The following is a 25,218-nucleotide window of genomic DNA, read 5'->3' on the forward strand; positions in this document are numbered from 1 at the left end:
CATGTCCGACTTTTCTGGCGTACCTGGTGCACCTGGCGTATCCGGCGGAGAGGTCGTGCTCCGTGAGGTCCACGACAGCGATCTGGCCGTGTTCTTCCGCCTGATGATGGATCCCGAGTCGGTGCGGATGGCCGCGTTCACCGCGAAGGATCCGACGGACCGGGACGCGTTCGACGCCCACTGGAAGCGGATCCGCTCCTCGTCCGACGTCGTCAACCGTACGGTCCTCGTCGACGGGGACGTGGTCGGCAGCGCGGCGGTGTACGGCCCGCCGGACGAGCGCGAAGTGACGTACTGGATCGACAGGGCGTACTGGGGGCGGGGCATCGCCACGGGCGCCTTGCGGGCGCTGCTCGATGCCGTGCCCGAGCGTCCGTTGTCCGCCCGGGCTGCCGCGGACAACGTGGGGTCGTTGCGGGTGCTGGAGAAGTGCGGGTTTCGCGTCTCCGGGCGGGACCGGGGGTTCGCGAATGCGCGGGGCGAGGAGATCGACGAGGTTGTGCTGACGCTGGAAGGGTGAGCGCGCGGCGGTTTTTCGGTGGGGCGCCGTTGGGGTTGCGGATCTTTGCCGGGTGCGGGTTGTGTGTGGCTGGTCGCGCAGTTCCCCGCGCCCCTTTCGGGGCCTGAGCCGTGCCCCCCTCTCCCCCGTGCGGCGGAGGTGGATCGTCGTTGCGCAGGACGTGGCCGGGTGGGGTGGCGCGGGAGCGTGGGTGGCATGACGCGGACGTTTCGTCGGATGTTGCGCACCGTCGCCGAGCAGCCGACGGCCCTGATGAAGCGGTCGACGTGACCGCGGTCGTCCGGAGCCTGTTCGGGAGGCGGACGCGTCGTCGGTGGATCCATCTGATCCTCGGTGGCGCGCTCGCCATGCCGTACGTCTTCGTCGGCGAGCTGATCGTCGGCCCGTTCACGAACTCCCAGAACCTCTTCAGTTCGCTGCCCCACCAGCTGCTCGCCTTCGGTGCCGGGCTGCCCCTCGCCGCGGTCACCGGGCTGTTCCCGCTGACCCGGCCGATGTCGGTGGCCGTGGTGCGGGCCCTGTGCGGGGTCGACGGCGACCGCCTCGCCGACGGGCCCGCGCGCACCCGGCAGGCGAAGGGGCGTACGGCGGTGTGGTTCGCGCTGCACCTGGGGTTCGGCGGGGTGATCGCTGGGATGTCCCTCGCGACGCCGCCCTTCGCGGTGGTGCTGATCGTGCTGCCGCTCTACGCGGGGCTGCGCGACTCCCGGCTCGATCTGCCCGAACTCTTCGACCACACCTGGGCGTTGGCGCTCTCCCCGGTCGCGGGTGCGGCGATGCTGGCGGCCCTCGCGGGATGCGCGGCGGGCGCGGGCGCGCTGCTGGCCCGCTGGGCGCCGGAGCTGCTCGGGCCCACGCCCGAGGACCGGCTCGCCGCCGCCGAGGCCCGCGCCGCCGACCTCGCCGTACGCAACCGGCTGGCCCGCGAGCTGCACGACTCCGTCGGCCACGCGCTGAGCGCCGTCACGCTCCAGGCGGGCGCGGCCCGCCGGGTCCTGGACCGCGACCCGGAGTTCGTGCGCGAGGCGCTGGCCGCGATCGAGGACACCGCGCGCCGCACGGTGGGCGAACTCGACGCCGTACTGGGCGTGTTGCGTGATGCCGGCTCCCCCGGCGGGGCGCCGGACTTCCCCGGCGCGACCCCCGTTCCCACTGCTCCCTCGCCCACTCTCGCCGCCGACCTCGACGGTCTGCTCCGCCGCACCCGCGCGGGCGGCCTTCGCGTGACCGCCGCCGTGGAGGCCGACCCCGAGGCGCTGCCCCCGCTCGTCTCCCGGGAGGCGTACCGCATCGTGCAGGAGGCGCTGAGCAACGCCCTCAAGCACGCCGGGCCCGGGACCTCCGTGGCCCTCCGGGTCAGGGTGGTCCCCGACGGCAGGGAGCTGGCCATCACCGCCGAGAATCCCTCGCCGACGGCCGTGGTCCCCCGTCCCGGCGGCGGCCACGGTCTGCGCGGCATCGCCGACCGGGCCCGGCTCCTGGGCGGCACCACGGAGTGCGGGCCGGTGGACGGGGTGTGGCGCCTGCACGTACGACTCCCCCTGGAAGGACCCGTATGACCATCCGGATCGTCCTCGCCGACGACGAGCGCATGGTGCGCACCGCGCTGCGCGCGATCCTGACGGCCGAGCCCGGTCTGGAGGTCGTCGGCGAGGCGGCGACGGGCGCCGAAGCCGTGTCCGTCGTCCGCGAGCTGACGCCGGACGTCGTCCTCATGGACGTCCGCATGCCCGGGATCGACGGCATCCGCGCCACCGAGCAGATCCTGGCGACGCATCCCGATCCCCCACGCATCGTCGTGGTGACCACCTTCGAGAACGACGCGTACGTGTACGAGGCGCTGCGCGCCGGAGCGTCCGGGTTTCTGCTCAAGCGGGCCGACGCCGACGCGCTGGTCCAGGCCGTGCGGCTGGTCGCACACAGCGACAGCCTGCTGTTCCCCGCGGCGGTGCGTGCGCTCGCCACCGAGTACGGGAGGGCGAAGGCGGCACCGCCGGCCTGGGTGGCGAGACTCACCGGCCGGGAGAGCGAGGTCCTGCGGCTGATGGCCGCCGGGCTGACCAACGCCGAGATCGCGGGCCGCATGGGCGTCGGGCCCGCGACGGTGAAGACCCATGTGGCGGCCGTCCTGGCGAAAACGGCGACCCGGGACCGTACACAGGCGGTGATCGCGGCGTACGAGGCGGGCTTCATGAACGGCACATGAGAAATCCGGGCGGAATGGAACGATCGGCCCGGTCCCGGTCGTCCTTCAAACGGGATGAACAAAACGATCAGGCGCGCCTCCGTCTTCACCCTGCTGCTCGTCCTCGCCCTGCTTGTCCGGGCGACCTGGGTGCAGTTCTACGAAGGCCAGGCGCTCGCGGACAGCAAGGACAACCGACGGAACGCGATCGAGCAGTACGCGTACCCGCTCGGGAACATCATCGTGGCCGGAGACGCGATCACCGGTTCCGCGCAGACGAAGGGCGGCGACCTCAAGTACAAGCGCACGTACACCGACGGCAGCCTCTATTCGGCTGTCACGGGCTACAGCTCGCAGGTGTTCGGGGCGACGCAGCTGGAGGGCATCTACCAGGATCTGCTCGACGGCACGGACAACCGCCTGAAAAACCCCCTCGACACGGTCACCGGCAAGCGCGCCGACCCGGGTGACGTGGTCACCACGATCGACCCGGCCGTGCAGAAGGCCGCGTACGAGGCGCTCGGCGACAAGAAGGGCGCCGCCGTCGCGATCGACCCGAAGACGGGCAAGATCCTCGGTGTCGTGTCCACCCCGTCGTACGACCCCTCGGTGATCAGCGCCGGCGACTCCGACGCCTGGACGAAGCTGACCAAGGACCCGGAGAAGCCGATGACGAACCGGGCGCTGCGCCAGCCGCTGCCGCCCGGCTCGACGTTCAAGCTGGTCGTCGCGGCCGCCGCGCTGGAGGACGGCCTGTACTCCTCGGTGGACACGAAGACCGACAGCGAGAACCCGTACACGCTGCCGGGCACCACCAGGGTCCTGGAGAACGAGAGCAAGTCCGCGCCCTGTGAGAACGCGACGATCCGTGTCGCCCTGCAGTACTCGTGCAACAACGTCTTCGCGAAGATGGCCGTCGACCTGGGCCAGGACAAGCTGAAGGCGATGGCCGAGAAGTTCGGCTTCAACGACAAGTCGCAGGACGTGCCCGTGCGGGCGTACGAGAGCGTGTATCCGTCGGACATGGAGAAGTCGTCCACGGCGCTGACGGGCATCGGCCAGTTCGACGTGACCGCGACGCCGTTGCAGATGGCCATGGTGTCGGCCGCCATCGCCAACGGCGGAAAGCTGGTCTCGCCGCACATGGTGTCGCAGATCAGCGACTCGGACGGCAACGTGCTGGAGAACTACGACGACTCGACGGACTCGAAGGAGATCGTCAGCTCGTCCACTGCCGAGCAACTGCAGTCGGCTATGCAGACGGTCGTCGAGGAGGGCACGGGCACGAACGCGCAGATCTCCGGGGCGACGGTGGGTGGCAAGACGGGTACGGCGCAGCACGGCGAGAACAACAGCAAGACGCCGTACGCGTGGTTCACGTCGTACGCGAAGGACGACTCCAGCGGCAAGGAAGTGGCTGTCGCCGTGTTGGTCGAGCAGTCGAATGCGGCTCGGTCGGAGGTCAGCGGCAATGGTCTGGCTGCGCCGGTTGCGAAGGCGATGATGCGGGCGGCGCTTCAGAACTGACGGTTCCTGTGGGCCGGTTCGTCGGGTGCGGGCCGGTGGGGGCTGGTCGCGCAGTTCCCCGCGCCCCTTAAAAGCCTGCGGTTCCCCGGGCCTGGCAAGGGGCGCGGGGAACTGCGCAATCTTTTAGGGGCGCGGGGAACTGCGCGACCGGCCACACACGACCCGCGGCCGACCGATCACCCCCGGAAGGTGGTCACTTCACGCCCAGAACCTGTTCGATCGGGTCGATCGCGAAGTAGATCAGGAACAGCACCGACGTGCCCCACAGCAGCCAGTGGACCTCCTTCGCCTTCCCAAGCACCGTCTTGATCAGGACGTACGCCAGGAAGCCCGCACCGATGCCGTTGGTGATCGAGTAGGTGAAGGGCATCACGGCGATCGTCAGGAACGCCGGGATGGCGATCTCGTAGCGGTCCCAGTCGATGTTCTTGACCTGGGTCATCATCAGGAAGCCCACCGCGACGAGCGCGGGGGCCGCCGCCTGGAGCGGGACGATCGTCAGCAGCGGGGTCATGAACAGGGCGAGGGCGAAGAGCCCGCCGGTGACGAGGTTCGCGAAGCCCGTGCGCGCACCCTCGCCGACGCCCGCCGCCGACTCGATGTACGAGGTCGAGGAGGAGGCGGAGGCCGCGCCGCCCGCGACCGCCGCGGCGCCGTCGATGAGCAGGACGCGGCCGAGGTTGGGGACCTTGCCCTCCTCGTCCAGGAGTCCGGCCTCGGCGGTGATGCCGACGACCGTGCCCATGGTGTCGAAGAAGTCCGACAGGACCAGCGTGAAGACCAGCAGCACGACGGTGATCACGCTCGCCTCACCGAAGGCACCGAACAGGCTGAAGTCGCCGAGCAGCCCGAAGTCGGGCGAGGCCACGATGTCGTCGGGGATCTTCGGTGTGGTCAGGCCCCAGCTCGTGATGTCCGCGATCTCGTTGATGATGATCGCGACGATCGTCATGGTCACGATGCTGATCAGGATCGCGCCCTTGACCTTGCGGGCGAGCAGCCCGATGGTCAGCAGCACGCCGAGACAGAAGACCAGGACCGGCCAGCCGGCCAGTGCGCCGGTGCCGCCGAGCTGCACCGGGACCGTGGTGTTCGCGACGTCGGGTATGCGGGTGACGAACCCGGCGTCGACGAAGCCGATGAAGGCGATGAACAGGCCGATGCCGACGCTGATCGCCTGCTTGAGCGGCTGCGGTATCGCGTGCATGACGGCCTCGCGCAGACCCGTCACCACCAGGACGCAGATCAGCAGGCCCTCAAGGACGATCAGGCCCATCGCGTCGTCCCAGCTCATCAGCGGGGCGATCTGGAAGGCGACGACGGCGTTGAGGCCGAGCCCGGCGGCGAGCGCCAGCGGCAGATTGCCGCCGACGCCCATGATGACCGTCATGACGGCGGCCACCAGTGCGGTGGCGGTGACGAGCTGGACGGGGTCGAGCTGGTCACCGAACTTGTCCTTGGCGCTGCCCAGGATGATGGGGTTCAGGACAAGGATGTAGGCCATCGTGAAGAACGTGGCGAAGCCGCCGCGTACTTCACGGGCGAAGGTGGAGCCCCTGGCGGAGATCTTGAAGTACCGGTCGACGCTGTTCGCCGGGGGTGGTCCGGCGCTCGGCCGGTCTGCCACCTTCTCAGTTTCGGACATGGCTGATGCTCCTCGTTACCTGCGAGTTCAGAGTGCGGATGCTGGCTGGATTGTTCCCTCGTTGAACCGTTTTCAGGTTTTCCCCGTGTTACGGAATCGAGTTCGGCCCGCCACACGATGTTCGAAGCGCTGTACGAGCGCCTGATACTCTCTCGGATCTCGCCCCACAGGACACCGTTCCTTCACACCCGCAACGCAGGGGCCGTATACGCACGTACCCCGTGAGAGCCGTCAGGCGTTCCGCGCAGGATTCGACAGGGAGAGGTCGCCCGTGGGCACTGTCGTCGACGACGCCGCCTCCGTGGAGTTCCACGATTTCTTCGAGCGCCACTACGCCGAACTGGCGCGCCTGGCCCATCTGTTGACGGGCGAGTCGGATGCCGCGGACGATCTGGCGGCGGACGCGCTGCTCGCGCTGTGGCACCGCTGGGACCGGGTGCGCGCGGCGGACCACCCGGTGGCGTACGCGCGCGGCGTGGTCGCCAATCTGGCCAGGAGCCGGATCCGCAGCGCGGTGCGTGAGCGCAGACGGATCACGCTGTTCTGGTCGCAGCGCGAGGACAAGACCGAGAATCCTGACATACCGGGCATGGTCGATGTCCAGGAGGCCCTGCGCAGACTGCCGTTCCGCAAGCGGGCGTGCGTGGTTCTGCGGCATGCTTTCGACCTCTCGGAGAAGGACACCGCGCTCGCCCTCGGAATCTCGGTCGGTACGGTGAAGAGCCAGACGTCGAAGGGGATGGCGGAACTGCAGCGGTTGCTGGGGTCCCAGGAGGCTCCGCGGCGGATGCAGGCGGCGGTGCTGCGTGCGTCCGGAGCCGAAGGGAGGGAACGATGAAGGACGTGCACGAGGAGCTGCGCGCCACGCTGCGGGACGCGGCCGAGGCGCATGAGCCCGACCGCGCGCACATCCTGGCCCGTGTCGAACGCGGCATGGCCGGCACGGAGAGTGCCCGGCACCCCTCCCCGCGGTCGTCGCCGCTCGGCTGGTTCCGTGTCGTCGGCGCCACGGCTGCCGCCGCCGGAGTGCTCGCGGTGGGCGGCTACGCGGTCGCGTCCGCGGTGAAGGACGACAAGGCGGCCGACCAGACGGTCGCGGTCTCCCCGACCCCCGAGCCGTCACCGGAGGCCACGAGCCGCGCCCCGGTCCCGCCGGACCCGGCCAAGTCGTCGCCCCCGCCGGAGAAACCGAGCGCGCCGAGCTCCCCGACGGCGAAGCCGACACGGTCCGCGCCGGTCGCCCCGCCCGCGAAGGCGGACAACGAGGACGGCCCGCTGTGGTCGGACGGCTCGGTCGACCCGCACAGCAACGAGTTCTGGGCGCAGAGCAATGTGACCGTGAAGACGAGCGAGCAACTCACCGCGCTCACCGTCGAGTTGAAGGTCAAGCAGACCGGTGGGGTCACCTCCGCGGGTGCCTGGCGCTCGGCGCCCGAGGACGACTTCAGGGTGACCGTCGCCGAGAAGGACGGCTTCCTCGTCTACACCTGGGTACTCAAGTCCGGCCGCACGGTGTGGCCGGGCGAGTGGGTGTTCGCAGGCCAGTACGACCACGACCGCGGCGGACGCGACGCCGGAGACGACACGTACGCCGTCGGCGCGCAGGCCGGGGATCAACAGCTGGGCGTGGCAGGCGACTTCGCACGCGACGCGTCCGACGACGACGGCGACTCGTAGACGACGACTCGCAAGAAAAGTTCCGACGGGCGGCGCGTGGAACCGGAACACCGCGCACGTCACCGTCGCAGGGCCGGCCGGAGGCGTGCCGTCGTCGGCGAGCGCCGCCACCACGCCCCGGGGGCGTGGAACCCGGCAGAGCTGTTGCCGTGGGCCTCGTTGTCGTCGAGGACATGAGCGACCGAAGCACCGCCTCCGCCGAGTTCGAACCCGTGGCCGCCGCCCTCGAAGGCGCGGTCCTTCCAGCGGTTCTTCCCGTTCCCGTACGCCGACGAGTGCGCGACGGTGACCGGGCTGGAGAACTGCCAGAGGTCCAGGCCGTCGTCGGAGTTGTCGTAGAGCCGGGCGCCGATGATCCTGTTGCCGGTGCCGGAGCCGAACTTCACGCCGATGCCGTCCGCGTTCCGGCCGTGCCCCGCGGCGTCGTAGTTGCCGTAACTGCGCAGGTTCCGCACGAGGTTGTCCGTCGTACCGTCCCCGCGCAGCGTGAACCCGGAGTCGCCGTTGTCCGCGGTGACCAGGTTCTCGAAGACGCCTCCGACGGACGAGGTGGCGACGAATCCGAGGGCCGGCGAGTTCTGCCAGGTGATGTCCTGGACGGTCCAGTGGTCGCCGTCGATCCCGGCGAGCGAGGATCCGGCGGCCAGCTTCGCCCCGTCGATCCGCACCTTCTCGCCGTCCACGGCCCTGAGCGTGATCCGGGCCGAACTCGTGCCGTTCGCGGCCGACTTGAGGGTCCGCGTCGGGTAGTACGTGCCGCCGCGCACCTGGATGGTGGTGCCGGCCACGGCGTTCCTGACCGCGGACTCCAGCTGCGCAGCGGTCGACACGGTCACCGTCGTGCCGGCGGCGCTCGCCCCGTCGGGCGAGAGGCCGAGGTAGACGCCTCCCGCCCCGGAGGCGACGACCACCGCCGTGGCGACGGAGAGGGTGCCGGTCCTGCGGTGCCGTCCGGTGCCGAGACGCACGGGGGCGTTCCTTTCCTGGGGAACGGGGGGAGAGGCGGGGCCGGGGCCGCTTTCGTTTCTCGGCCCCGCCTCTGATCCCTGGTCGCCGCCTGCCCGGAAAAGGTTGCCGGGACCGCGCGAAACGAATCGAAACTTTCGCTCGCCCCGGGTCCGCTTCCATCGATTGACGGCCCCGTACGCCACTGGTGACACTCCGAGGGCAGTCCATCCCAACAGAATCCACCAGACCCCCACAGGATGTGTCATGCGCCCCCGCACCGTGCGAACGCTCCTGATCCCCTTCCTCGCCCTACTCCTGAGCCTGCCGGCCGCCCCACCGAGCCCGGCGGCCCAGTCCCAGGCCCCGCCCGAAACACCGTCCGGAGCACCTCACGTGACCAAACAGAAGTACGCCGGCTATCTCTTCGCCTACTTCACCGGCGAGGGCACGGCGGACGGCGAGCAGATCCGCTACGCCCTCAGCCGTGGCAACGACCCGTTGCACTGGCGGGAGTTGAACGGCGGCAAGCCGGTCCTCACGTCCACGACCGGCGAGAAGGGCCTGCGCGACCCGTTCGTGATCCGCTCCCCCAAGGGCGACAAGTTCTACATGATCGCGACCGATCTGCGCATGTACCAGAACTCCAGCGGCAGTTGGGACGACGTCCAGCGGCACGGCAGCAAGTCCATCATGGTCTGGGAGTCCACCGACCTGGTCCACTGGACCGACCAGCGCCTGGTGAGGGTCTCCCCGGACAGCGCGGGCAACACCTGGGCCCCTGAGGCCTATTGGGACGACTCGCTCGGTGAGTTCGTCGTCTTCTGGGCGTCCAAGCTGTACGCCGACGACGACCCGGACCACACCGGCTCGACGTACAACAAGATGATGTACGCGACGACGAAGGACTTCCGTACCTTCAGCGCGCCCAAGGTCTGGGACGACCCCGGCTACTCGGTGATCGACTCAACAGTCGTGAAGAACAAGGGCACTTACTACCGGTATACGAAGGATGAGCGGGACCCGGCGTCCTCCAGCCCCTGCTCGAAGTTCATCACCGCGGAGAAGTCGACCTCGCTCACGGACACCTCGTACGACTTCGTCTCGGACTGCATCGGCAGTGGCTCGATCGACCGCGGGGAGGGCCCGACGGTCTTCAAGTCCAACACCGAGGAGAAGTGGTACCTGTTCATCGACGAGTACGGCGGCCGCGGCTACGTGCCGTTCGAGACGACCGACCTGGACTCGGGCCGGTGGACCATGTCGAGGAACTACCAGCTGCCCGCGAGCCCGCGGCACGGCACGGTCATGCCGGTCACGCAGGCGGAGTACGACCGGCTGCTCGCCGCGTATCCGGTCAGCGGTACCTCGGTGGTGGACGCGACGGTGAAGGACCAGAAGGGGTACGCGATCGTCACCGAGGCGGCCTCCAAGGTCGTGCTGCCGATGAAGCCGGGCGAGAACCTCTCACGGCTCGCCCCGAAGCTCTGGCTCGGCGCGGGCGCCACGGTGAGCCCGGCGTCCGGCACGCGCCGCGACTTCCGCAAGCCGCAGAAGTACGAGGTGACTTCGGCCGACGGCACGACCCGTACCTGGACCGTCGAGGCCGTGCCCACCCGGAGCCCGGTCCTGCCGGGGCTGTACGCGGACCCCGACATCCAGTACCTGGACGGCCGTTACTGGATCTACCCGACCACGGACGGCTTCCCGGGCTGGAGCGGCACGAAGTTCAAGGCGTTCTCGTCGAAGGACCTGGTCCACTGGAAGGACCACGGCGAGATCCTCGACCTGGGTCCCGATGTGTCCTGGGCGGACAAGAACGCGTGGGCCCCGGCGATCGCCGAGCGCGACGGCAAGTACTACTTCTACTTCTGCGCCGAGCAGCAGATCGGCGTGGCGGTGGCCGACTCCCCCGCGGGCCCCTTCAAGGACGCGCTCGGCAAACCCCTGGTGGCGAAGGGCGGTTCGCTGCGGGGCCAGATGATCGACCCTGCCGTCTTCACGGACGACGACGGGACGTCGTACCTCTACTGGGGCAACGGCCGCGGTTATGTCGTCCCGCTGAACGACGACATGGTGTCGTTCGACGCGTCGAAGATCCAGGACATCACCCCGGACAACTTCCGGGAGGGGTCCTTCGTGGTCAAGCGCAAGGGCACGTACTACTTCATGTGGTCCGAGGACGACACCCGCAGCGAGAACTACCACGTCGCCTACGCGACCGGTCCGTCCCCGCTCGGCCCGTGGACCAAGCAGGGCACGATCCTCTCCAAGCGACCGGAGTACGGCATCCTCGCCACGGGCCACCACTCGGTCGTCAAGGCCCCCGGCACGGACGACTGGTACATGGTCTACCACCGGTTCGGCCTGAACGGGCCCGGCCTGGCGGGCGGGGACGGCATGCACAGGGAGACGACCGTCGACCGCATGAGGTTCGCGGCCGACGGCACGATTCTGCCGGTGGTGCCGACCCTTGAGTCGATCAGGCCGGTACGGCACTAGCCCCGGCTGGGTCTCGGTCCATTCCGTCTCAGTCCATCGTCGCGCCGATGGTGGTGCTGCCCGTGGTCAGGAACGTGGTCACGGGCAGCGCGCCGTTCGACTGGCGGGCGTTGTACGTGGTCGTCGCGCTGGTGGACCGGAAGGCGGGCGTCGAGATGCCCGAGTCCCAGTTGTTGCCGGACGAGACGACCGAGGCGCCCTTGCTCACCGAGCCGCCGCTGTTGCTCACCGCCAGGTTCTTGCCGAGCCTGGCGGCGCCGGTGGCGAAGTAGTAGCCCCACTTGGCGTTGGCGTAGGCGGTCGTGCGGTTGATGACGATGGCGCCCTTGTTGCTGTTCTCGGTGAAGCCGTTGCCGGCGTTGTCCCAGGCCGCGGAGTTGTTGACGACGTGCGCGACGACCTCGCCGTCGCCGCCGAGCTTGTAGCCGTTGCCGTCGCCCGCGAACGCCGAGTCCGACCAGCGGTTCCTGCCGTTGCCCATGGCCCAGGTGTGCTCGACTGTGACCGGCGACGAGAACGACCAGAAGTCCAGGCCGTCGTCCGAGTTGTTGTAGAGGCGCGCCCCGGTGACGAGGTTGCCGCTGCCCGAGCCGAACTTGATGGCGATGCCGTCCGCGTTCTCACCGTGGGTGGCGGCGTCGTAGTGGCCGTAACTGTCGATGTTCCGGACGGTGTTGTTGGTGGTGCTGTCCCCGGTGAGCGTGAAGCCGGAGTCGCCGCCGTTGATCGTCTTGATGTTGTCCCAGACGGTGGAGGCGCAGGACTGGCAGACGACCGCGCTGTCCGGGGAGTTCTGGAAGGTGATCCCCGAGACGGTCCAGTAGTCGGCGGTCAGCTTGAAGATCCAGTCGCCGTCGGGGAGGTTCGAGCCGTCGATCTTCACGGTCTCGGAGCCGTACGGCTGGAGGTAAATGCGGCTGGAGGACGTGCCGTTGGCGGTCGACTGGAGGGTGGCCGTCGGGTAGTAGGTGCCGGCGCGCACCTGGATGGTGGTGCCCGCGGTGGCGTTCCTGATGGCGTTGGACAGGTCGGTGGAGTTGCTGACGACCACGGTGGCGGCCTGGGCCTGGGTGGGGATCACGGCGAGTCCGGCACCGAGGGCGATAACTGCGCCCAGGGACAGAGCGGTTCGACGAGACATGGGTGTGGGGACCTTTCGTCAGGGGCTGTTGGTCGGTAGCAGTCGTTCAGGGGCGGCGGCGCTCGCAAGGGCTCCAGTCCCCGAGATACGTCTCCCGGGTGTGCGACTCGGCCTCCGTGTCCGTGAGCTGCGGCCGGTTCTCGGGCACCGAAATCACCGCGCCGGGACCGGAGTTGGCGTACTCGCGGAACCGCATGCTCTGCCACGGATACGCCTCGCGCATGTTGATGTAGGGCTCCGCCGCGTCGATGCCGGGCCCCAGCCAGGTGTCCCGCACGACGAGCGAGGGCCAGGCGGTCGTCTCGTACGAGGGCACCCACGGCCGGGCGATCCTGTACGCGGCGTCCTCGGCGCCCGAGGTGATCCGGCACCGCTCGGCGAGGAAGCCGTACGGATTCGCGCGGGCCGTGGCCGGGGCGAACACCATGCCCTTGGGCGTGAAGGTGACGTCCCGGTCGAGGGTGTGGAAGTGGCATCGCTCGAAGACGGCCCGCGCCCGCCCGAACACGAAGTCCACGTCGCCCTCGACATAGCAGTCGCGGTAGTACTGCCGGTCGAAGGCGCCCAGCGCGGTGGTGTCCGCGAACAGCGTGTCCTGGTGGCCCAGGAACCGGCAGCGCAGAAACGCCGACCTGTCGCCCTGCACCTTGATGGCGACGGCCTGGGTGCCGCTGATCCCGGGGTGGTCGGCGCGCAGCCAGTCGTTGGCGAAGGTGAGGTCCCGCGCGGTGAACCCGTCGGCCTGCACGAGCGTGGTCGCCGACCCGGTCGTGCCGTACGTGCCGCCGCCGGGCTTCGGAGTACCGGCCGCGTTGTCGTAGACGACCACGACGTCACGGGCCTCACCCGAGGCCCCGATCCAGGTCATCTCCGTACGGGCGACGCCCACGCCGACCGTCTCCCTGTACGTGCCCGGGGCGATGACCAGCGTGTACCCGCTCCCGCTCGCGGCGGTGACGGCGGCCTGGACGGTGGTGTGGTCGCCGAGGCCACCGGGGTGGACGTACAGGGTGCGCTCGTCCAACCGGGCCACGGGCGAGCCGTACCGCCCGAAGGGGAACCGCCCACGCGCCTGGGCCTGAGCCTGGGCCTGGGAGGAGAGCCCCAGTGCGAGCGCGGCCCCCACGCTCGCCGCGACGAACGACCGTCTGCTGACCGGTGCCGGAAGGGTCATGGTCAGCAGACCTTTCCGGCACCGGCGCGGCTGTTGACGATGCCCGGCACGGCCCGCGGCGGGTCGACCTTCTTACGGAGGGTGGGCTTCCAGCCGGCGCCGGACTGGAGGGTCTCCTCGGGAATCTCCGCGTTGTGGACGGCGATGAGGTCCGTCCGCTTGCCGTTGACGTAGTTGTTCTCGGCGGTGAGGGGCGCCTCGTTCCACTTCTTCAGGACCTTGCCGACGGCGGCTCCGGCCGGCAGCGAGATCGCGTTGTCACTGGCGTGGAGCTGCGATGAGATGCCGACGCCGAAGATGTAGTAGTCGGACTTCTGGTTCTCTGTCACGACGTAGTGGTTGTTGTAGACGTCGACCTGTCCGAACCGCACACGCGGAGAGCGCTGAAGGATCCCGTCGAAGCGGTTGTGGTGCATGGTGACCTTGAGCTTGCCGGCGTCCGTGGTGGCGGTGCTGTCGCTGTTCCCGATCAGCATGTTCTTGTCGTGATCCTGGAAGCGGTTCCAGGACACCGTCACGTGGTTGGCGCCGCGCACGATGTCCGTCAGCCCGTCGTGCTGCTGGAAGACCTTGCCGAAGTAGACCGGCCGCTCGCTGTCGGGGTAGCGCCCGTCGGTGAACGTGTTGTGGTCGATCCACACGTGATCGGTGCCGTAGACGACCACGGCGTCGTACTCGGAGTTCCAGTTGCCGGTCCTGTTGTCGTCGGTCGGGTCCCACTTCGGGAAGCAGTCGAGCGGGGCCTCGATGGTGAGGTTGCGCATGATGACGTTCGAGACGCCCTTGATCTGGAGGCTGCCGCCGAGGATGCCGGAGTTCTTGCCGACACCGACGATGGTGGTGTTGCTGGGGATGTTGGCCTTGATCTCCGAGTCCTGCTTGGCGGCGGACGCGACCCGCGCGTCCTCCTGCGGACCGCTGGCGACCTCGTCGTTGCCCCAGACCGCCGGGTCGTAGTCCTTGAGGTACTGCTGGAGGTCGTAGCCCCCGGCGACGAAGGCCTCGCACCCCTCGGAGACGGCGTCGATCATGCCCTCGACCTTGATGATCTTCGGCGCGTCCCCACCGGCCTTCAACGCGGCCTTGAACTCGGCCCAGTTGGTGACGGTGTAGACGTGCTCGGCGGTGGCGGTCGAACCACCGGTGGTGCCGGTCCCCTCGGACCCCCAGCCGTCACCGACGGCGAGGGTCTCACGTCCGAGGTCACGCCCTTGAGCGGCCTGGGCGACGGGTGCGGCCTGGGCATGGGCGACGGTCCCGGTGACACCTAGGACGAGAACGGTACATCCAGCAAGGGATGCAATGGCATGGGCATGCCACATACGACTACGCATGAGTGCGGGGTTCCTTCCAAACAGGGAGAGCGAGGACCGCCCCTGCTTTTAGGGGCGCGGGGAACTGCGCGACCAGCCACAACCGACCGGCACCTACAAACGAACCTTCACCCGCAGCACTAAGACTCGGGCCAACTGATCCAAGACTCGGGAATCACTTCGTCAAGCCGCCGAACATCCCGCCGCACCAAAACCCGCCGACGCAGCAACTCCGCACCCACCATCCGAGCCACAGCAACGGCCCCCGGCGGATTGAAATGCGTATTGTCCTGCTCGACATCGGTCCAGTTGAAGTACTTCTTCGTCTCCTCGACACCAAGCTCCTGCCACAACGCAATCGACAGAGCCTGAATATCGAGCAACGCCACCCCCTCCGACTCGGAGAGGACCCGAACGGCCGCGGGATAGTCGCCATGGGTCCCCACGGCATTCCCGTCACCATCGAACTTCCGCCGCTCCGCGGACGTGGCCAGCACGGGCCGGGCCCCCCGCGCCCGCGCCCCGTCGACGTACTGACGGAGATAGTCCTGATACGTGGTCCACGGCTCGGTGTACCGCGTGGGATCGGCGACCTTGGAGTCGTTGTGCCCGAACTGAACGAGAAGGAGATCGCCGGGCCGAATCGCGGCGAGAACGACGTCGAGACGCCCTTCGTCGATGAAACTCTTCGAACTGCGCCCGTTCACCGCATGGTTGGCGACAGCCAACCGCTCCCGCAGAAAGAACGGAAGCGCCATGCCCCAGCCGGTCTCGGGCGCGGCATCGGCGTATTTCTGGGCGGCGGTGGAATCACCGGCGATGTAGAGAGTGCGCTCACGGGGCCGCCCCGACGGGGAGGCGGCAGTGGCGGGCCCCGTTGCCGCGACGGCGAGGGGAGCGGCGGCAAGCGCCGCGGTGGTGACCTGTCTGCGGGTGAGTGACACGACGATGTGCCTTTCAGACATGGAAAAGCTACGGAAACGCCATGGAAGAGCTTCGGTTGATACAGGAGGCGGCGCCCAATCGCGCCCTTCAGGGGCGCGGGGAACTGCGCGACCAGCCACAACGGCCCCGCGGTTCCCCACGGTCAATCCAATTCCCAGCCTGAGAAGTGCAGGCTCGCCTAGCCCTTCTGCTCGTTCCACTCGGTCTGGGCCTCATTGAGCTGATCGGCCAAGGTGTCCAAGAATTCCTTGGCACTCATCGACCCGTTCATGACCTTCTGGAAGGCCGGCTCATTGTCCGTCTTGGAAATGGTGTTCCAGTCGGGCAGGTAGTACGGCAACTGAACGATGGTCGTGGAACCGTCACTCAGCGCCTCGGCGGCAAGCTTCGTGGGCTCTGCCTTGGAGACCCACGCGTCCTTCGCAGCGTCGTTGTTCGACGGCACCTGCCCCGCGGCCTCGTTGAACTTGGAGTTCTCCGCCTTCGAGGTAGCGAAGTCGATGAACTTCCAGGCGGCGTCCTTGTTCTTGGAGCTCTTGAACAGGCCAAGACCGTCGACGGGGTTGGAGACCTGGACCCGCTTGCCACCGGGTCCGACCGGCTGCGGAACACCGCGGAACTTGTCGACGCCGAGCGCCTTCACATGGTCCTGGTAGGAGCCCAGGTTGTGGTTGAGCATTCCGATCGTGCCGGAGTCCCACTGGGCGACCATCTTGGTGAAGTCGTTGTTGAGGTCGGCGGCCGGGGTGACCTTCTTGAAGAGGCCCACGTACTTCTCCAGGGCCGCCACGTTCTTCGGGTCGTTGACCGTGGTCTTCTCGTTGCCGGAGTCCCAGAAGGACGTGATGCCGGACTGTCCGTACATCGCGTCGAGGGCCTGGGCGATGGAGCCGGCGCCACCGCGGATGGTGTAGCCGAACTCGTTCTTGCCCTTGTCGGTGAGCTTGTCGGCGGCCTCGTAGAAGGTGTCCCAGGTGGTCGGCTCGTCCAGGCCCGCCTGCTCGAACAGGTCGGTGCGGTAGTAGAGGACGCCGTTGTTGGCGGAGGTCGGGATCGAGTACAGCGTGTCGTCCCGGCCGCCGGCGGCCTTCAGCGACTTGACCATGTCCTCGTTGAGCTTGCCGTTGAGGGAGGACTTGCCGAGGCGGTCGTCCAGCGGCTCCAGCGCGTCCTGGGCGGCGAACCCGGCGAGCATCGCGGCGCCGACACCGCCGACGTCCGGCAGCCCGCCGCCCTGGAGAGCGGTGTCGACCTTGGACTGGTACTCGGTGGCGGCGATCCCGACGTACTCGACCTCGATGTCGGGGTTCGCCTTCTCGAAGTCGGCGATGATCTCCTTCCAGATGTCCGTGCGGACACCGCCGTTGTTGTCCCAGAAGACGACCTTGCCCTTGCCGCTGCCGTCGGCGCCCTTGTCGCCCGCGGCCCCGCTGCCGTCGTCGCCGCAGGCTGTGGCGGTCAGCGCGAGCACCGCGCTCAGGGCGACGGCGGCTGCCGAGCGGCGCCCGCCTCTGCTGCTCCTGTGAATGCTGGTCTTCATCATCGGCTCTCTTCTTCTGGATCCAACGAGGGTGTGTCGCTGTGACGTTGTAAAGCCGTGGAGGTCAGTGGCGGGCGCGTGGCACCCGGTTGTCGGCGCCGAGTCGCCTCTGCGGGCCGGAGAACCTGGACACGAGCGCGGGGACGGCCGCCGCCGGGTCGAGCCGGTAGTCGTAGAAGTCCCGCGGGTCGAAGGCCGCGCCCCACGTCTCCTGGCGCCCGCCGGTGTTCTTCAGGATCGAGCCGCGCTGCACCAACTCGGCCGTGGCGTCGGCCTGGTAGGGGTGCTGGACGTCCTGGTAGTAGCTGTTCTCGATGACCATCCTGGTCTTGCCGCGCGACCAGTTGCCGTACGTCCATACGGGGTCGCCGGGGTCCGCCTGGGCGGTCATGTAGTTGTTGTAGAGGTGTGCGTAGGCGCAGTTGTCGGCCGACGGGTTGCGCTGCTTCGTACCGCGGAACCAGTTGTGGTCGATGGTGATCTGCGTCTTCACGTTCGGCGTCCAGCCGATGCCGAAGGTCTTGTTGTTGTTCTCGAAGCGGTTGTAGGAGACGGTGACGTACTCGCTGTCCTTGCGGATGTCGAGCTGACCGTCGCAGATCCGCGAGAAGCGGTTGTGGTCGATCCAGACGTGGTGGACGGTGTCCATCTGGACGCCGTCGAAGTCGGTGTCCTTGCAGTCCCAGTTGCCCTCGACGTACGAGTCGCGGATCGTCAGGTTGCGGATGATCACGTTGTGGGTGCCGGGCGTGAGGTGCAGCTCGCCCTGGACGAGCTCCCCGGCCGTACCTACGCCGATGATGGTCTTGTCCGAGGCCACGACGACGTTCGCGCCGAACGGCTCGGCCTTGATCGTCCCGGCGACCCGGATGACGTACGGCTCCTCGGCGGCCGCGTAGTGCTCCAGGCCGGCCTGGGTGGTCACGGTGACGACCTTGCCGCCGGCGCCTCCCGTCGTACCGCCTTCGAGGGAGGCGAAACCGTGCGGCTCGTCGGTCCGGCCGGCACTCTCGGACACCGCCTCGGCCGGGGCGATGACCCCGAGCCCCAGTACGGCCACCAGAGCGATGACCGTGACCAGGACCCGGCCGAGGCCAGGACCGGAACCGGAACCGGACCCGAACCCCAGCCCGAGCCCTGCCCCGGACCCCGGTCTCGGCAAGCGCTTGCTGCTACGGAAGTGCGTCATTGCGGCTCCCAACAGGCTTACAACGGTGATGACTTGAAGCGGTCAGGCAGATGGCGCCGTGATGCGGAACTGCGTGAACGTGGCCGCCCCGGCGTGTCCCCCGCCGTTCGGCGCGAGTGCGACAAGGCCGAGCAGGGCGCCGACCCAGCGCCAGGGGGTGGCGGCGAAGACCTGGCCGGAGGGCTCCCAGCCGCTGCCGAGGTCGCAGGAGAACCGGCAGCGCACCCCGGCGCCGCTCTCGATCCGCAGCCGTACCCGCCCCTCGGGCGCGAGCCGCGGATGCGCTGCGTCCCGCTCGCGCTCGGCGACCGACTCGGCGAACCGGTGCACGAGGTGGACCGTCCCGTCGGCCCCCCGTTCGAGCCCGATCCAGCTGAACGCGTCACCCAGTACGGCGAGTCCGGCCCGTGCGCCCGGCTCCTCGGCGTCGAGCCGCAGCCCGACCTCGACGGTGCACGGGGTCCCGGGCAGCCGCTGGGTGAGCACGTTCGGTAACTTGCGCAGATCCTGCGCGTCGACCGTCCGTACGCAGGCCAGCCGCAGGCCGTCGCCCGAGTGCTGGGTCGCCCAGCCGTCCTGCGGGTTGGCGGTCCACTGCCACTGCCGTCCGAACCGCCCGCCGGGGAAGTCGTCGTCGGTGGCGGGCGCCGACAGCGGCTGCCGCGGCAGATCGGGCTTGCGGTGTACGGCGACGGGGGCGCCCTCGTCCCCGAGGACCGGCCAGCCGTCCGTGCCCCACCGCATCGGCTGGAGGTGGACGACCCTCCCGTACGCGCCCTTCTCCTGGAAGTGCGCGAACCAGTGCTCGCCGGACGGGGTGCGCACCCAGCCGCCCTGGTGGGGGCCGTTGACGTCGGTGTCGCCCTGCTCCAGGACGACCCTCTCCTCGTACGGCCCGAAGAAGTCGCGGGAGCGCAACGCGCCCTGCCAGCCGGTCCGGACGCCGCCGGCCGGGGCGAAGATCCAGAACCAGCCGTCGTGCCGGTACAGCTTCGGCCCTTCGAGCGTGAACCAGCCGGGTATGCGGTCGCCGTCGACGATCACCTTGCCGTCGTCGAGCAGGCCGGTCGCGTCGGGCCGCATCCGATGGCCGGTGAGCCGGTTCTTGACGCCTGAACGGGACTTGGCCCAGGCGTGCACGAGATACGCCTCGCCGGTCTCCTCGTCCCACAGCGGGCAGGCGTCGATGAGCCCCTTGCCCGCCTTGACCAGGTGGGGACGGGTCCAAGGGCCGCGTATCTCAGGGGCGTTGACCTGGTAGATACCGTGGTCGGGGTCGCCCCAGAAGATCCAGAAGCGGTCGTCGTGATGGCGCAACGACGGTGCCCAGACACCACGGTCGTGGCGTGGCTTCCTGAACTCCCGTGCCGGTTCGAGGAGTTGTAAGGCGTGGCCGACGAGCGTCCAGTTGACGAGGTCGCGGGAGTGCAGCAGCGGCAGGCCCGGTACGCGGCCGAAGCTGGAGGCGGTCAGGTAGTAGTCGTCGCCGACGCGGATGAGGTCGGGGTCGGACCAGTCGGCGTTCAGGACCGGGTTGCGGTACGTGCCGTCGCCGAGGTCGGCGGTGAAGGCGGGTGTGCTCTGGCCGCTCATGGGCTCACCGCCTTGCGGGCGAGGGCCGCGGCCTCGCCCCGGTCGAGGCGGCCGTCCGCGACGACGGTGACGACCCGGCGTACGACGGTCTCCCCCGGCGGGATCGGCAGCCGTTCCTGATGGGCCAGGGACGAGCCGACGCCCGGGTACTCGGTGGTGCGCACGAACCACGGGTCGCGGCGGGTCCGCTCGGTGGCCCCCGCGAACACCAGCGTCCAGTTGGCGCCCGCGAGCGCCAGCCAGTCGGCGCGGGTGCCGTGCACGGTCTCCTCGCCCTCGGTGCCGGCCGTGAACACCGCGGGCGTCTCTGCCTCCTTGCGGGCCCGCCAGAAGAAGCCGCCGTAGGCCGCGCCGGTCCTGCCGTTGGTCGCCGGGCTGCCGATCGACAGGGGTTCGGCGGTGGTGTTGGTGAGCGAGAACGTGAAGTCCAACGCCCAGGCGGTGTCGGTGAGTTCGGTCGCCGCGGCTGTTCGCCGCTCGCGCAGCAGCTCGGCTCCCGCCGCGATCCAGCGCAGCTCCTCCATGAAGCCGTCGGGGTCGCGCAGCTGGAACGTGGAGTGCCGCTGGGCCCCGTGGTTGTCCAGCTCGGTCGGCCCCTGGTCGCGTACGTACGTGCGACCGCCCCAGAAGTTGTACCCCTCGACGTCGGGAACGGCGACACCGAGGCCGAGGTGGTGGATGTGGTCGGCGGGGCTGAGTTCCGTGACAGCCGTACCGGCCAGGGTGGTGACGGGGTGGAAGTACGGACGCGGCGACAGCTTCGGCGGAAGCTCGGGCCGGGTGATGTAACGGCCGACCGGGCGGCCCGCGACACGCAGGACCAGCGACTCGTTGTTCATCAGGTACTCACCTCTTTCGGGAGCGCCCAGGAGGCGCCCAGCTCGGAGTAGAGGGCGAGGGTGTCTGCGGCGGCCGCGACGAGTCCGTCGACCCCGTGCACGACCCGGCGGTTCTCGTCGGCTTTCAGGTACCAGGCGTCGGCGGGCAGCGCGACGGGGTCCGGCGCCTGTCGAATCGCTTCAACGACCTTCATGAAGGCGCCCGTCGAGTCCGGCGCGACCAGCAGTCCGGCCCGGCCTTCGAGATGCTCGACGAGGTTCTCCAGCAGGTCGGTCCTGGCGTACGTGATCTCCTGCGGGCCGTGTCCCGACCGCTGGACGAGGACGCGGTCCTGCTTGTACCAGAAGGTGATCCGGCCGCTGGTGCCGTGCACGAGGACGTACGGCTCGTCGGGGTGCTCGGCGCACAGGGTCGCGGCGACGGTGATCCGGTGGCCGGCCGCGGTGGTGACGCGGACGCAGGAGGTGTCGTCGGACTCGATGTCGTTGGCACGCAGCAACTCGGTCTCGATGCCGGTGACGTCCTCGGCGCGGGTGGCTCCGTCGAGCGCGAGGGCGGTGGCGACGGCGTGCGCGAGAGGGTTGGTGAGGACCCCGTCGACGACGTCGGCCCCGTTCATCCGGCGCCGCCCGGCCCAGGGTGCGCGGTGGTAGTACTCCTCGGCGCGCGCCCAGGCCCCGGCCCCGCCGATGCCGTCCACCCGGCCGATCGTGCCCCGCGCGACCAGCTCCCGGATCGCGGGCACGGCCTGCGAGCCCAGCGACTGGAAGCCGATCTGGCAGACCACCCCGGCCGCGGCGACCCCGTCGGCCATCCGGCGGAACTCGGCGTACGAGGGAGCCGGCGGCTTCTCCAGCAGGACGTGTACGCCCCTGGCGGCGGCCGTCAGCGCGAGGTCGGTGTGGGTCGGGATCGGCGTGCAGATCACCGCGATCGCGGCACCCGTGGAGTCCAGCAGGGCCCCGAAGTCGGCGGACTGCTCGGGGAGTTCGCCGGGCGCGGTGAAGGCGCCCAGCTCCGCCTCGGTGAGCGGAGTCAGCTCACAGATCCCGGCCAGGCGCACCAGGCCCTTGTCCTGGAGGCGGCGGATGTTCGCGAGGTGCCAGTGGCCGTGACCGCGGGCGCCCGCGAGGACGACGGGGAGGGGGGACGCGTGCGAGGGCAGGGCCTCGGAGGAAGAGTTCATGGGCCCTATCGAAGCGGTTCCGGACCCGGTGGCGGTGCTCATCGGGCCTGTGGCGGCGTTCATCGGACCCTCCCCGCTCCCGCGCCGCGCTCGACGTCGCGGTCGGCCTTCGCGGCGCTGTCGACCGTGCCGTGCAGCGTGGGAGTCCAGCCGACGTCGGAGGTCAGGTCGCGTTCACTGCCGGAGTTGTAGGCGTTGTAGATGGCCAGCAGGTCCACGGGGAAGCCGTTGAAGAGCGTGCCCGACTGGTGCAGGGCCGTGCCGTTCCAGCTCTTCACCAGGTCGGCGGCCTCGACGTGACCGGGGGTGGTGAACGCGTTGTTCTCCGCGTAGACCGCCGACTCGACGGAGACCCCGAGCGAGTACCGGTAGTCGTGGGCGTCGGCCGGGACGACGTACCGGTTGTTGTAGACGTGCACCTGACCGAAGCGGACGCGCGGGGCGCGCTGGACGACGGACTCGAACTCGTTGTGGTGCAGGGTGACGCGCAACTTGCCCCGGTCGCCGGTGGCCGTGTCGCCGCTGCCGATCAGCATCGCCTTGTCGTGGTCGGCGAACCGGCTCCAGGAGACGGTCACCAGGTCGGAGGCGCTGGTGATGTCCAACAGGCCGTCGTGGCGCAGGTAGTTGCGGCCGAAGTGGGTCGGCTCGTCCTCGTCGGGGTGGCCCTCGTCGGACGCCGTGACATGGTCGATCCACACATGGGTGGCGCCGCGCAGCCACAGCGTGTCGTACGCCGTCTTCCAGTCGCCGAGGCCGCCGGTGTTGGGCTGCCAGACGGGGAAGCAGTCGTAGGCGTCCCGGAGTTCGAGGTTGCGGACGATGACGTTGTCGGCACCGCGGACCTGGAGGCTCGCGCCCTTGAGTACGGCGCTGTCGCCGAGCCCGACGATGGTGGTGTTGGAGCCGACGGCGAGCTCCACGCGCGAGGCCTGGGCCGCCGCCGAGGCCTGGCGGGCCTCCTCCTGCGGGCCGGACGGCTTGGCGGCGCCCCAGGTGCGCGGGTCGTACGCGGCCAGGTACTTCCTCAGGCTGTAGCCGCCGGTCGCGTAGTCGTCGCAGCCCAGCCGCTTCCCGGAGTCGTCGGTGTTGGCGTCGATCGTCCCCGCGATCTTGATGATCTTCGGGGTCGCGCTGCCGCCGTCGAGGGCGCGCACCAGCTCGGCCCGGTTCCGTACGGTGAAGACATGGGCGTCGTCCGCGGAGGAACCCCCCGTGGTACCTCCGTCGGCGGCGGCCCAGCCGTCGTTCGCGGGCAGGGTGTCGCGGCTGATGTCCCGCGACTCGGCGTTCGCCGGTGCACCGAGTGCGGCCAACAGCCCGCAGGCGAGGGCGACTTGGAGGACGCGGCGCCCTCTTGTCGTGCCCGGCAGAAAGGTGCGTACAGATCTCATCCCTTCACCGCCCCGGCGCTGAAGCCCGTGATCAGCCACTTCTGGATGAAGGCGAAGACGATCACGACGGGCACGGCCGCGATGATGCCGCCGGCGGCGAGCGCGCCGAGGTCGACGCTGTCGGCGCTCATCAGGCTGTTGAGGCCGACGGGGATCGTCTGCTTGTCCTGGTTGCTGAGGAACATCAGGGCGAACAGGAAGTGGTTCCAGGAGTGCACGAAGGCGAAGGAGCCCACCGCGATCAACCCGGGGCGCAGCAGCGGCAGGACGACGACCCTGAAGCCCGTGAAGCGGTTGCAGCCGTCGACCCAGGCGGCCTCTTCGAGCGAGTACGGCACGTTCCGGATGAAGCCGCTGATCAGGATCATCGACAGCGGCAGTTGGAAGACCGTCTCGGCGATGATGACGCTGCCCAGCGAGTTGATCATCTGGAGCTCGGCGAAGATCTGGAACAGCGGCACCAGGAGCAGCGCGCCCGGCACGAACTGGGAGCAGAGCAGCGCCAGCATGAAGGCGCGCTTGATCCTGAAGTCGAAGCGGGCGAGGGCGTAGCCGCCGGCCAGTGCGACGAGCGTGGTCATGAAGAGCGTGGCGACGCCGACGTAGACGCTGTTCTCGAAGTACGTGCCGAAGCTGCGGTCGTTCCAGACCTTGTCGAAGTGTTCGAAGGTCATGGGCCAGGGCACGAGCGAGGTCGAGCCGGGCTTGCGCAGGGCGAAGAGCAGGATCCAGTAGAAGGGGATGAGCGTGAAGAGCAGGTAGATGCCGAGCGGGACGTAGATCTGCCAGCGCGGGGCCTCGTCCCAGGCGCGCCTGCGCCTCCCCGGGCGCTGCGGGGGCTCGTCGGCCACCGGTGCGGGCACGGCCGGAACGATGGTGTCGATGTCCTTGGTGATCACTTGTCCCCGCCTCCGAACTTGCTCAGCCGCAGATAGACCATCGAGAAGAAGAGCAGGATCACGAACGCGACCGTGGTCAGGGCCGAGGCGTAGCCGAAGTTGTGTGCGTCGACGCTGGTGTTGGCGATGTAGAGCGGGAGTGTCGTCGTCTCGCCCGCGGGTCCGCCGCCGGTGAGGGTGTAGAGCAGGTCGACGTTGTTGAACTCCCAGACCGCGCGCAGCAGCGTGGAGAGGATGATGGCGTCCTTGAGGTGCGGCAGCGTGATGTGCACGAACTGCCGGAAGCGGCTTGCGCCGTCGACCTCGGCGGCCTCGTACAGGTCCTTCGAGACTGACTGGAGGTCGGCGAGGATGAGGATCGCGAAGAAGGGAACGCCCCGCCAGAGGTCCGCGACCACCGCCGCGGGAAAGACCGTCGAGGTGTCGGAGAGCCAGCTCGTGCCGTAGTCCCCGATGCCCATGTCGGCGAGGTAACGGGTGATTCCCGTCTGGGAGTTGTAGAGCAGCACCCAGATCGCGGAGGTGAGCACACCGGACACGGCCCAGGGCGAGAAGACCAGGGCGCGGCCGAGCGAGCGGCCCACGAAGGTCTGGTTGACGATCAGTGCGAGCGCCAGACCGAACAGCAGCTGCAGCCCGACCTCGACGACGACCCACTTGGCGCTGAAGACCAGCGTGTCCCAGAACTGCGGGTCCTCGGTGAAGGCGTGCACGAAGTTGTCGAAGCCCGCGAAGCCGTTCCGCCACGGCTTGGTGGGGTTGTAGTTCTGCAGGCTGTAGTAGAAGACGCTGAGCACCGGGTAGGCGATGAAGCCCAGCATCAGCAGTCCCGCCGGGGCGATCAGCAGATACGGGAGTCTGCGGGGCGTCGCTGAGCCACGGCGCCGCCGGGGTGGCGCGGGCTTTTTCGCCACGGCTGCGGCTTGGGCCATGACTGTTCTCCGTTCTCGGGGTGTGCGGGTGGTGCCGTGCGCTCGTTCCGTGCGTTCCGTTCGTTCCGTGC

The 25,218-nt window shown here is 69.1% G+C and carries 20 protein-coding genes and 1 pseudogene; 7 read left to right on the plus strand and 14 right to left on the minus strand.

Annotated elements, in window-relative coordinates; genetic code table 11:
* Position 1: 1 nt before the first annotated feature.
* The 4 genes from ACFWXQ_RS34105 to ACFWXQ_RS34120 all read left to right on the plus strand — a co-directional run bounded on the left by ACFWXQ_RS34105 (position 2) and on the right by ACFWXQ_RS34120 (position 4,232).
* Positions 2-520, plus strand: a complete 519-nt coding sequence (locus ACFWXQ_RS34105; RefSeq protein ID WP_383939608.1) for a GNAT family N-acetyltransferase — start codon at positions 2-4, stop codon at positions 518-520.
* Between the two features lie 266 nt (positions 521-786).
* Entirely contained in the window at positions 787-2,079 is a 1,293-nt protein-coding gene (locus ACFWXQ_RS34110) for a sensor histidine kinase (RefSeq protein ID WP_383939605.1), read from the plus strand.
* Complete coding sequence (locus tag ACFWXQ_RS34115; RefSeq protein WP_383939603.1) at positions 2,076-2,726, plus strand: response regulator; 651 nt, start codon at positions 2,076-2,078, stop codon at positions 2,724-2,726. The genes ACFWXQ_RS34110 and ACFWXQ_RS34115 overlap by 4 nt, the downstream gene beginning before the upstream one ends.
* Positions 2,727-2,780: 54 nt before the next feature.
* Positions 2,781-4,232, plus strand: coding sequence for a peptidoglycan D,D-transpeptidase FtsI family protein (locus tag ACFWXQ_RS34120; protein ID WP_383939600.1), 1,452 nt, complete (start codon positions 2,781-2,783; stop codon positions 4,230-4,232).
* A 193-nt stretch (positions 4,233-4,425) separates the two neighbouring features.
* Here the strand turns inward: ACFWXQ_RS34120 and ACFWXQ_RS34125 are convergent, their stop codons facing one another.
* Positions 4,426-5,877, minus strand: a complete 1,452-nt coding sequence (locus ACFWXQ_RS34125) for an NCS2 family permease (RefSeq protein WP_383957270.1) — start codon at positions 5,875-5,877, stop codon at positions 4,426-4,428.
* A gap of 271 nt (positions 5,878-6,148) precedes the next feature.
* On the opposite strand from ACFWXQ_RS34125, the gene ACFWXQ_RS34130 reads away from it, so the two are divergent.
* Together ACFWXQ_RS34130 and ACFWXQ_RS34135 are read left to right on the plus strand one after the other, a co-directional pair.
* Positions 6,149-6,715: a SigE family RNA polymerase sigma factor gene (locus ACFWXQ_RS34130; protein ID WP_383957268.1), complete on the plus strand. Its 567-nt coding sequence runs from the start codon at positions 6,149-6,151 to the stop codon at positions 6,713-6,715.
* Entirely contained in the window at positions 6,712-7,554 is an 843-nt protein-coding gene (locus tag ACFWXQ_RS34135) for a hypothetical protein (RefSeq protein ID WP_386269910.1), read from the plus strand. The genes ACFWXQ_RS34130 and ACFWXQ_RS34135 overlap by 4 nt, the downstream gene beginning before the upstream one ends.
* 128 nt (positions 7,555-7,682) lie before the next feature.
* On the opposite strand, the pseudogene ACFWXQ_RS34140 reads toward ACFWXQ_RS34135, so the two are convergent.
* Positions 7,683-8,522: pseudogene (locus ACFWXQ_RS34140) on the minus strand (right-handed parallel beta-helix repeat-containing protein); the annotation flags it as partial.
* A gap of 244 nt (positions 8,523-8,766) precedes the next feature.
* Here ACFWXQ_RS34140 and ACFWXQ_RS34145 point away from each other — a divergent pair.
* Positions 8,767-11,001: a family 43 glycosylhydrolase gene (locus ACFWXQ_RS34145; RefSeq protein ID WP_383944565.1), complete on the plus strand. Its 2,235-nt coding sequence runs from the start codon at positions 8,767-8,769 to the stop codon at positions 10,999-11,001.
* 28 nt (positions 11,002-11,029) lie between these two features.
* Here ACFWXQ_RS34145 and ACFWXQ_RS34150 read toward each other — a convergent pair whose 3' ends face one another.
* The 12 genes from ACFWXQ_RS34150 to ACFWXQ_RS34205 all read right to left on the minus strand — a co-directional run bounded on the left by ACFWXQ_RS34150 (position 11,030) and on the right by ACFWXQ_RS34205 (position 25,147).
* Positions 11,030-12,142, minus strand: a complete 1,113-nt coding sequence (locus ACFWXQ_RS34150) for a right-handed parallel beta-helix repeat-containing protein (protein ID WP_383944562.1) — start codon at positions 12,140-12,142, stop codon at positions 11,030-11,032.
* Between the two features lie 46 nt (positions 12,143-12,188).
* The gene (locus tag ACFWXQ_RS34155; RefSeq protein WP_383944559.1) at positions 12,189-13,316 is read right to left on the minus strand and encodes a pectinesterase family protein; all 1,128 of its coding nucleotides are present in this window, start codon (positions 13,314-13,316) and stop codon (positions 12,189-12,191) included.
* Positions 13,317-13,318: 2 nt separating this feature from the next.
* A complete protein-coding gene (locus ACFWXQ_RS34160) occupies positions 13,319-14,650 on the minus strand; it encodes a polysaccharide lyase family 1 protein (protein WP_383944556.1) in 1,332 nt (443 codons plus the stop codon).
* A 119-nt stretch (positions 14,651-14,769) separates the two neighbouring features.
* On the minus strand, positions 14,770-15,573 hold the full coding sequence (locus ACFWXQ_RS34165; protein ID WP_383944576.1) for a rhamnogalacturonan acetylesterase: 804 nt from the start codon (positions 15,571-15,573) through the stop codon (positions 14,770-14,772).
* Positions 15,574-15,752: 179 nt separating this feature from the next.
* On the minus strand, positions 15,753-17,114 hold the full coding sequence (locus tag ACFWXQ_RS34170) for an ABC transporter substrate-binding protein (RefSeq protein WP_383944573.1): 1,362 nt from the start codon (positions 17,112-17,114) through the stop codon (positions 15,753-15,755).
* 64 nt (positions 17,115-17,178) lie between these two features.
* On the minus strand, positions 17,179-18,303 hold the full coding sequence (locus ACFWXQ_RS34175; protein WP_383944553.1) for a polysaccharide lyase family 1 protein: 1,125 nt from the start codon (positions 18,301-18,303) through the stop codon (positions 17,179-17,181).
* A 42-nt stretch (positions 18,304-18,345) separates the two neighbouring features.
* Positions 18,346-19,896, minus strand: coding sequence for a family 43 glycosylhydrolase (locus ACFWXQ_RS34180; protein ID WP_383944550.1), 1,551 nt, complete (start codon positions 19,894-19,896; stop codon positions 18,346-18,348).
* The gene (locus tag ACFWXQ_RS34185) at positions 19,893-20,735 is read right to left on the minus strand and encodes a PmoA family protein (protein WP_383944547.1); all 843 of its coding nucleotides are present in this window, start codon (positions 20,733-20,735) and stop codon (positions 19,893-19,895) included. The genes ACFWXQ_RS34180 and ACFWXQ_RS34185 overlap by 4 nt, the downstream gene beginning before the upstream one ends.
* Positions 20,735-21,922, minus strand: a complete 1,188-nt coding sequence (locus tag ACFWXQ_RS34190) for a Gfo/Idh/MocA family protein (protein ID WP_383944545.1) — start codon at positions 21,920-21,922, stop codon at positions 20,735-20,737. The genes ACFWXQ_RS34185 and ACFWXQ_RS34190 overlap by 1 nt, the downstream gene beginning before the upstream one ends.
* Before the next feature lie 59 nt (positions 21,923-21,981).
* Positions 21,982-23,316: a polysaccharide lyase family 1 protein gene (locus tag ACFWXQ_RS34195; RefSeq protein WP_383944543.1), complete on the minus strand. Its 1,335-nt coding sequence runs from the start codon at positions 23,314-23,316 to the stop codon at positions 21,982-21,984.
* Positions 23,313-24,212 carry a carbohydrate ABC transporter permease gene (locus ACFWXQ_RS34200; RefSeq protein ID WP_383944570.1) on the minus strand — a complete coding sequence of 300 codons (900 nt, stop codon included), beginning with the start codon at positions 24,210-24,212 and terminating at the stop codon, positions 23,313-23,315. The genes ACFWXQ_RS34195 and ACFWXQ_RS34200 overlap by 4 nt, the downstream gene beginning before the upstream one ends.
* The gene (locus tag ACFWXQ_RS34205; RefSeq protein ID WP_055616478.1) at positions 24,212-25,147 is read right to left on the minus strand and encodes a carbohydrate ABC transporter permease; all 936 of its coding nucleotides are present in this window, start codon (positions 25,145-25,147) and stop codon (positions 24,212-24,214) included. Before ACFWXQ_RS34205 ends, ACFWXQ_RS34200 begins: the two co-directional genes overlap by 1 nt.
* Between the last annotated feature and the right edge of the window lie 71 nt (positions 25,148-25,218).

Source organism: Streptomyces sp. NPDC058697, assembly GCF_042715345.1.
In the GTDB taxonomy this organism is placed as follows: Bacteria; Actinomycetota; Actinomycetes; order Streptomycetales; family Streptomycetaceae; genus Streptomyces; species Streptomyces liliifuscus.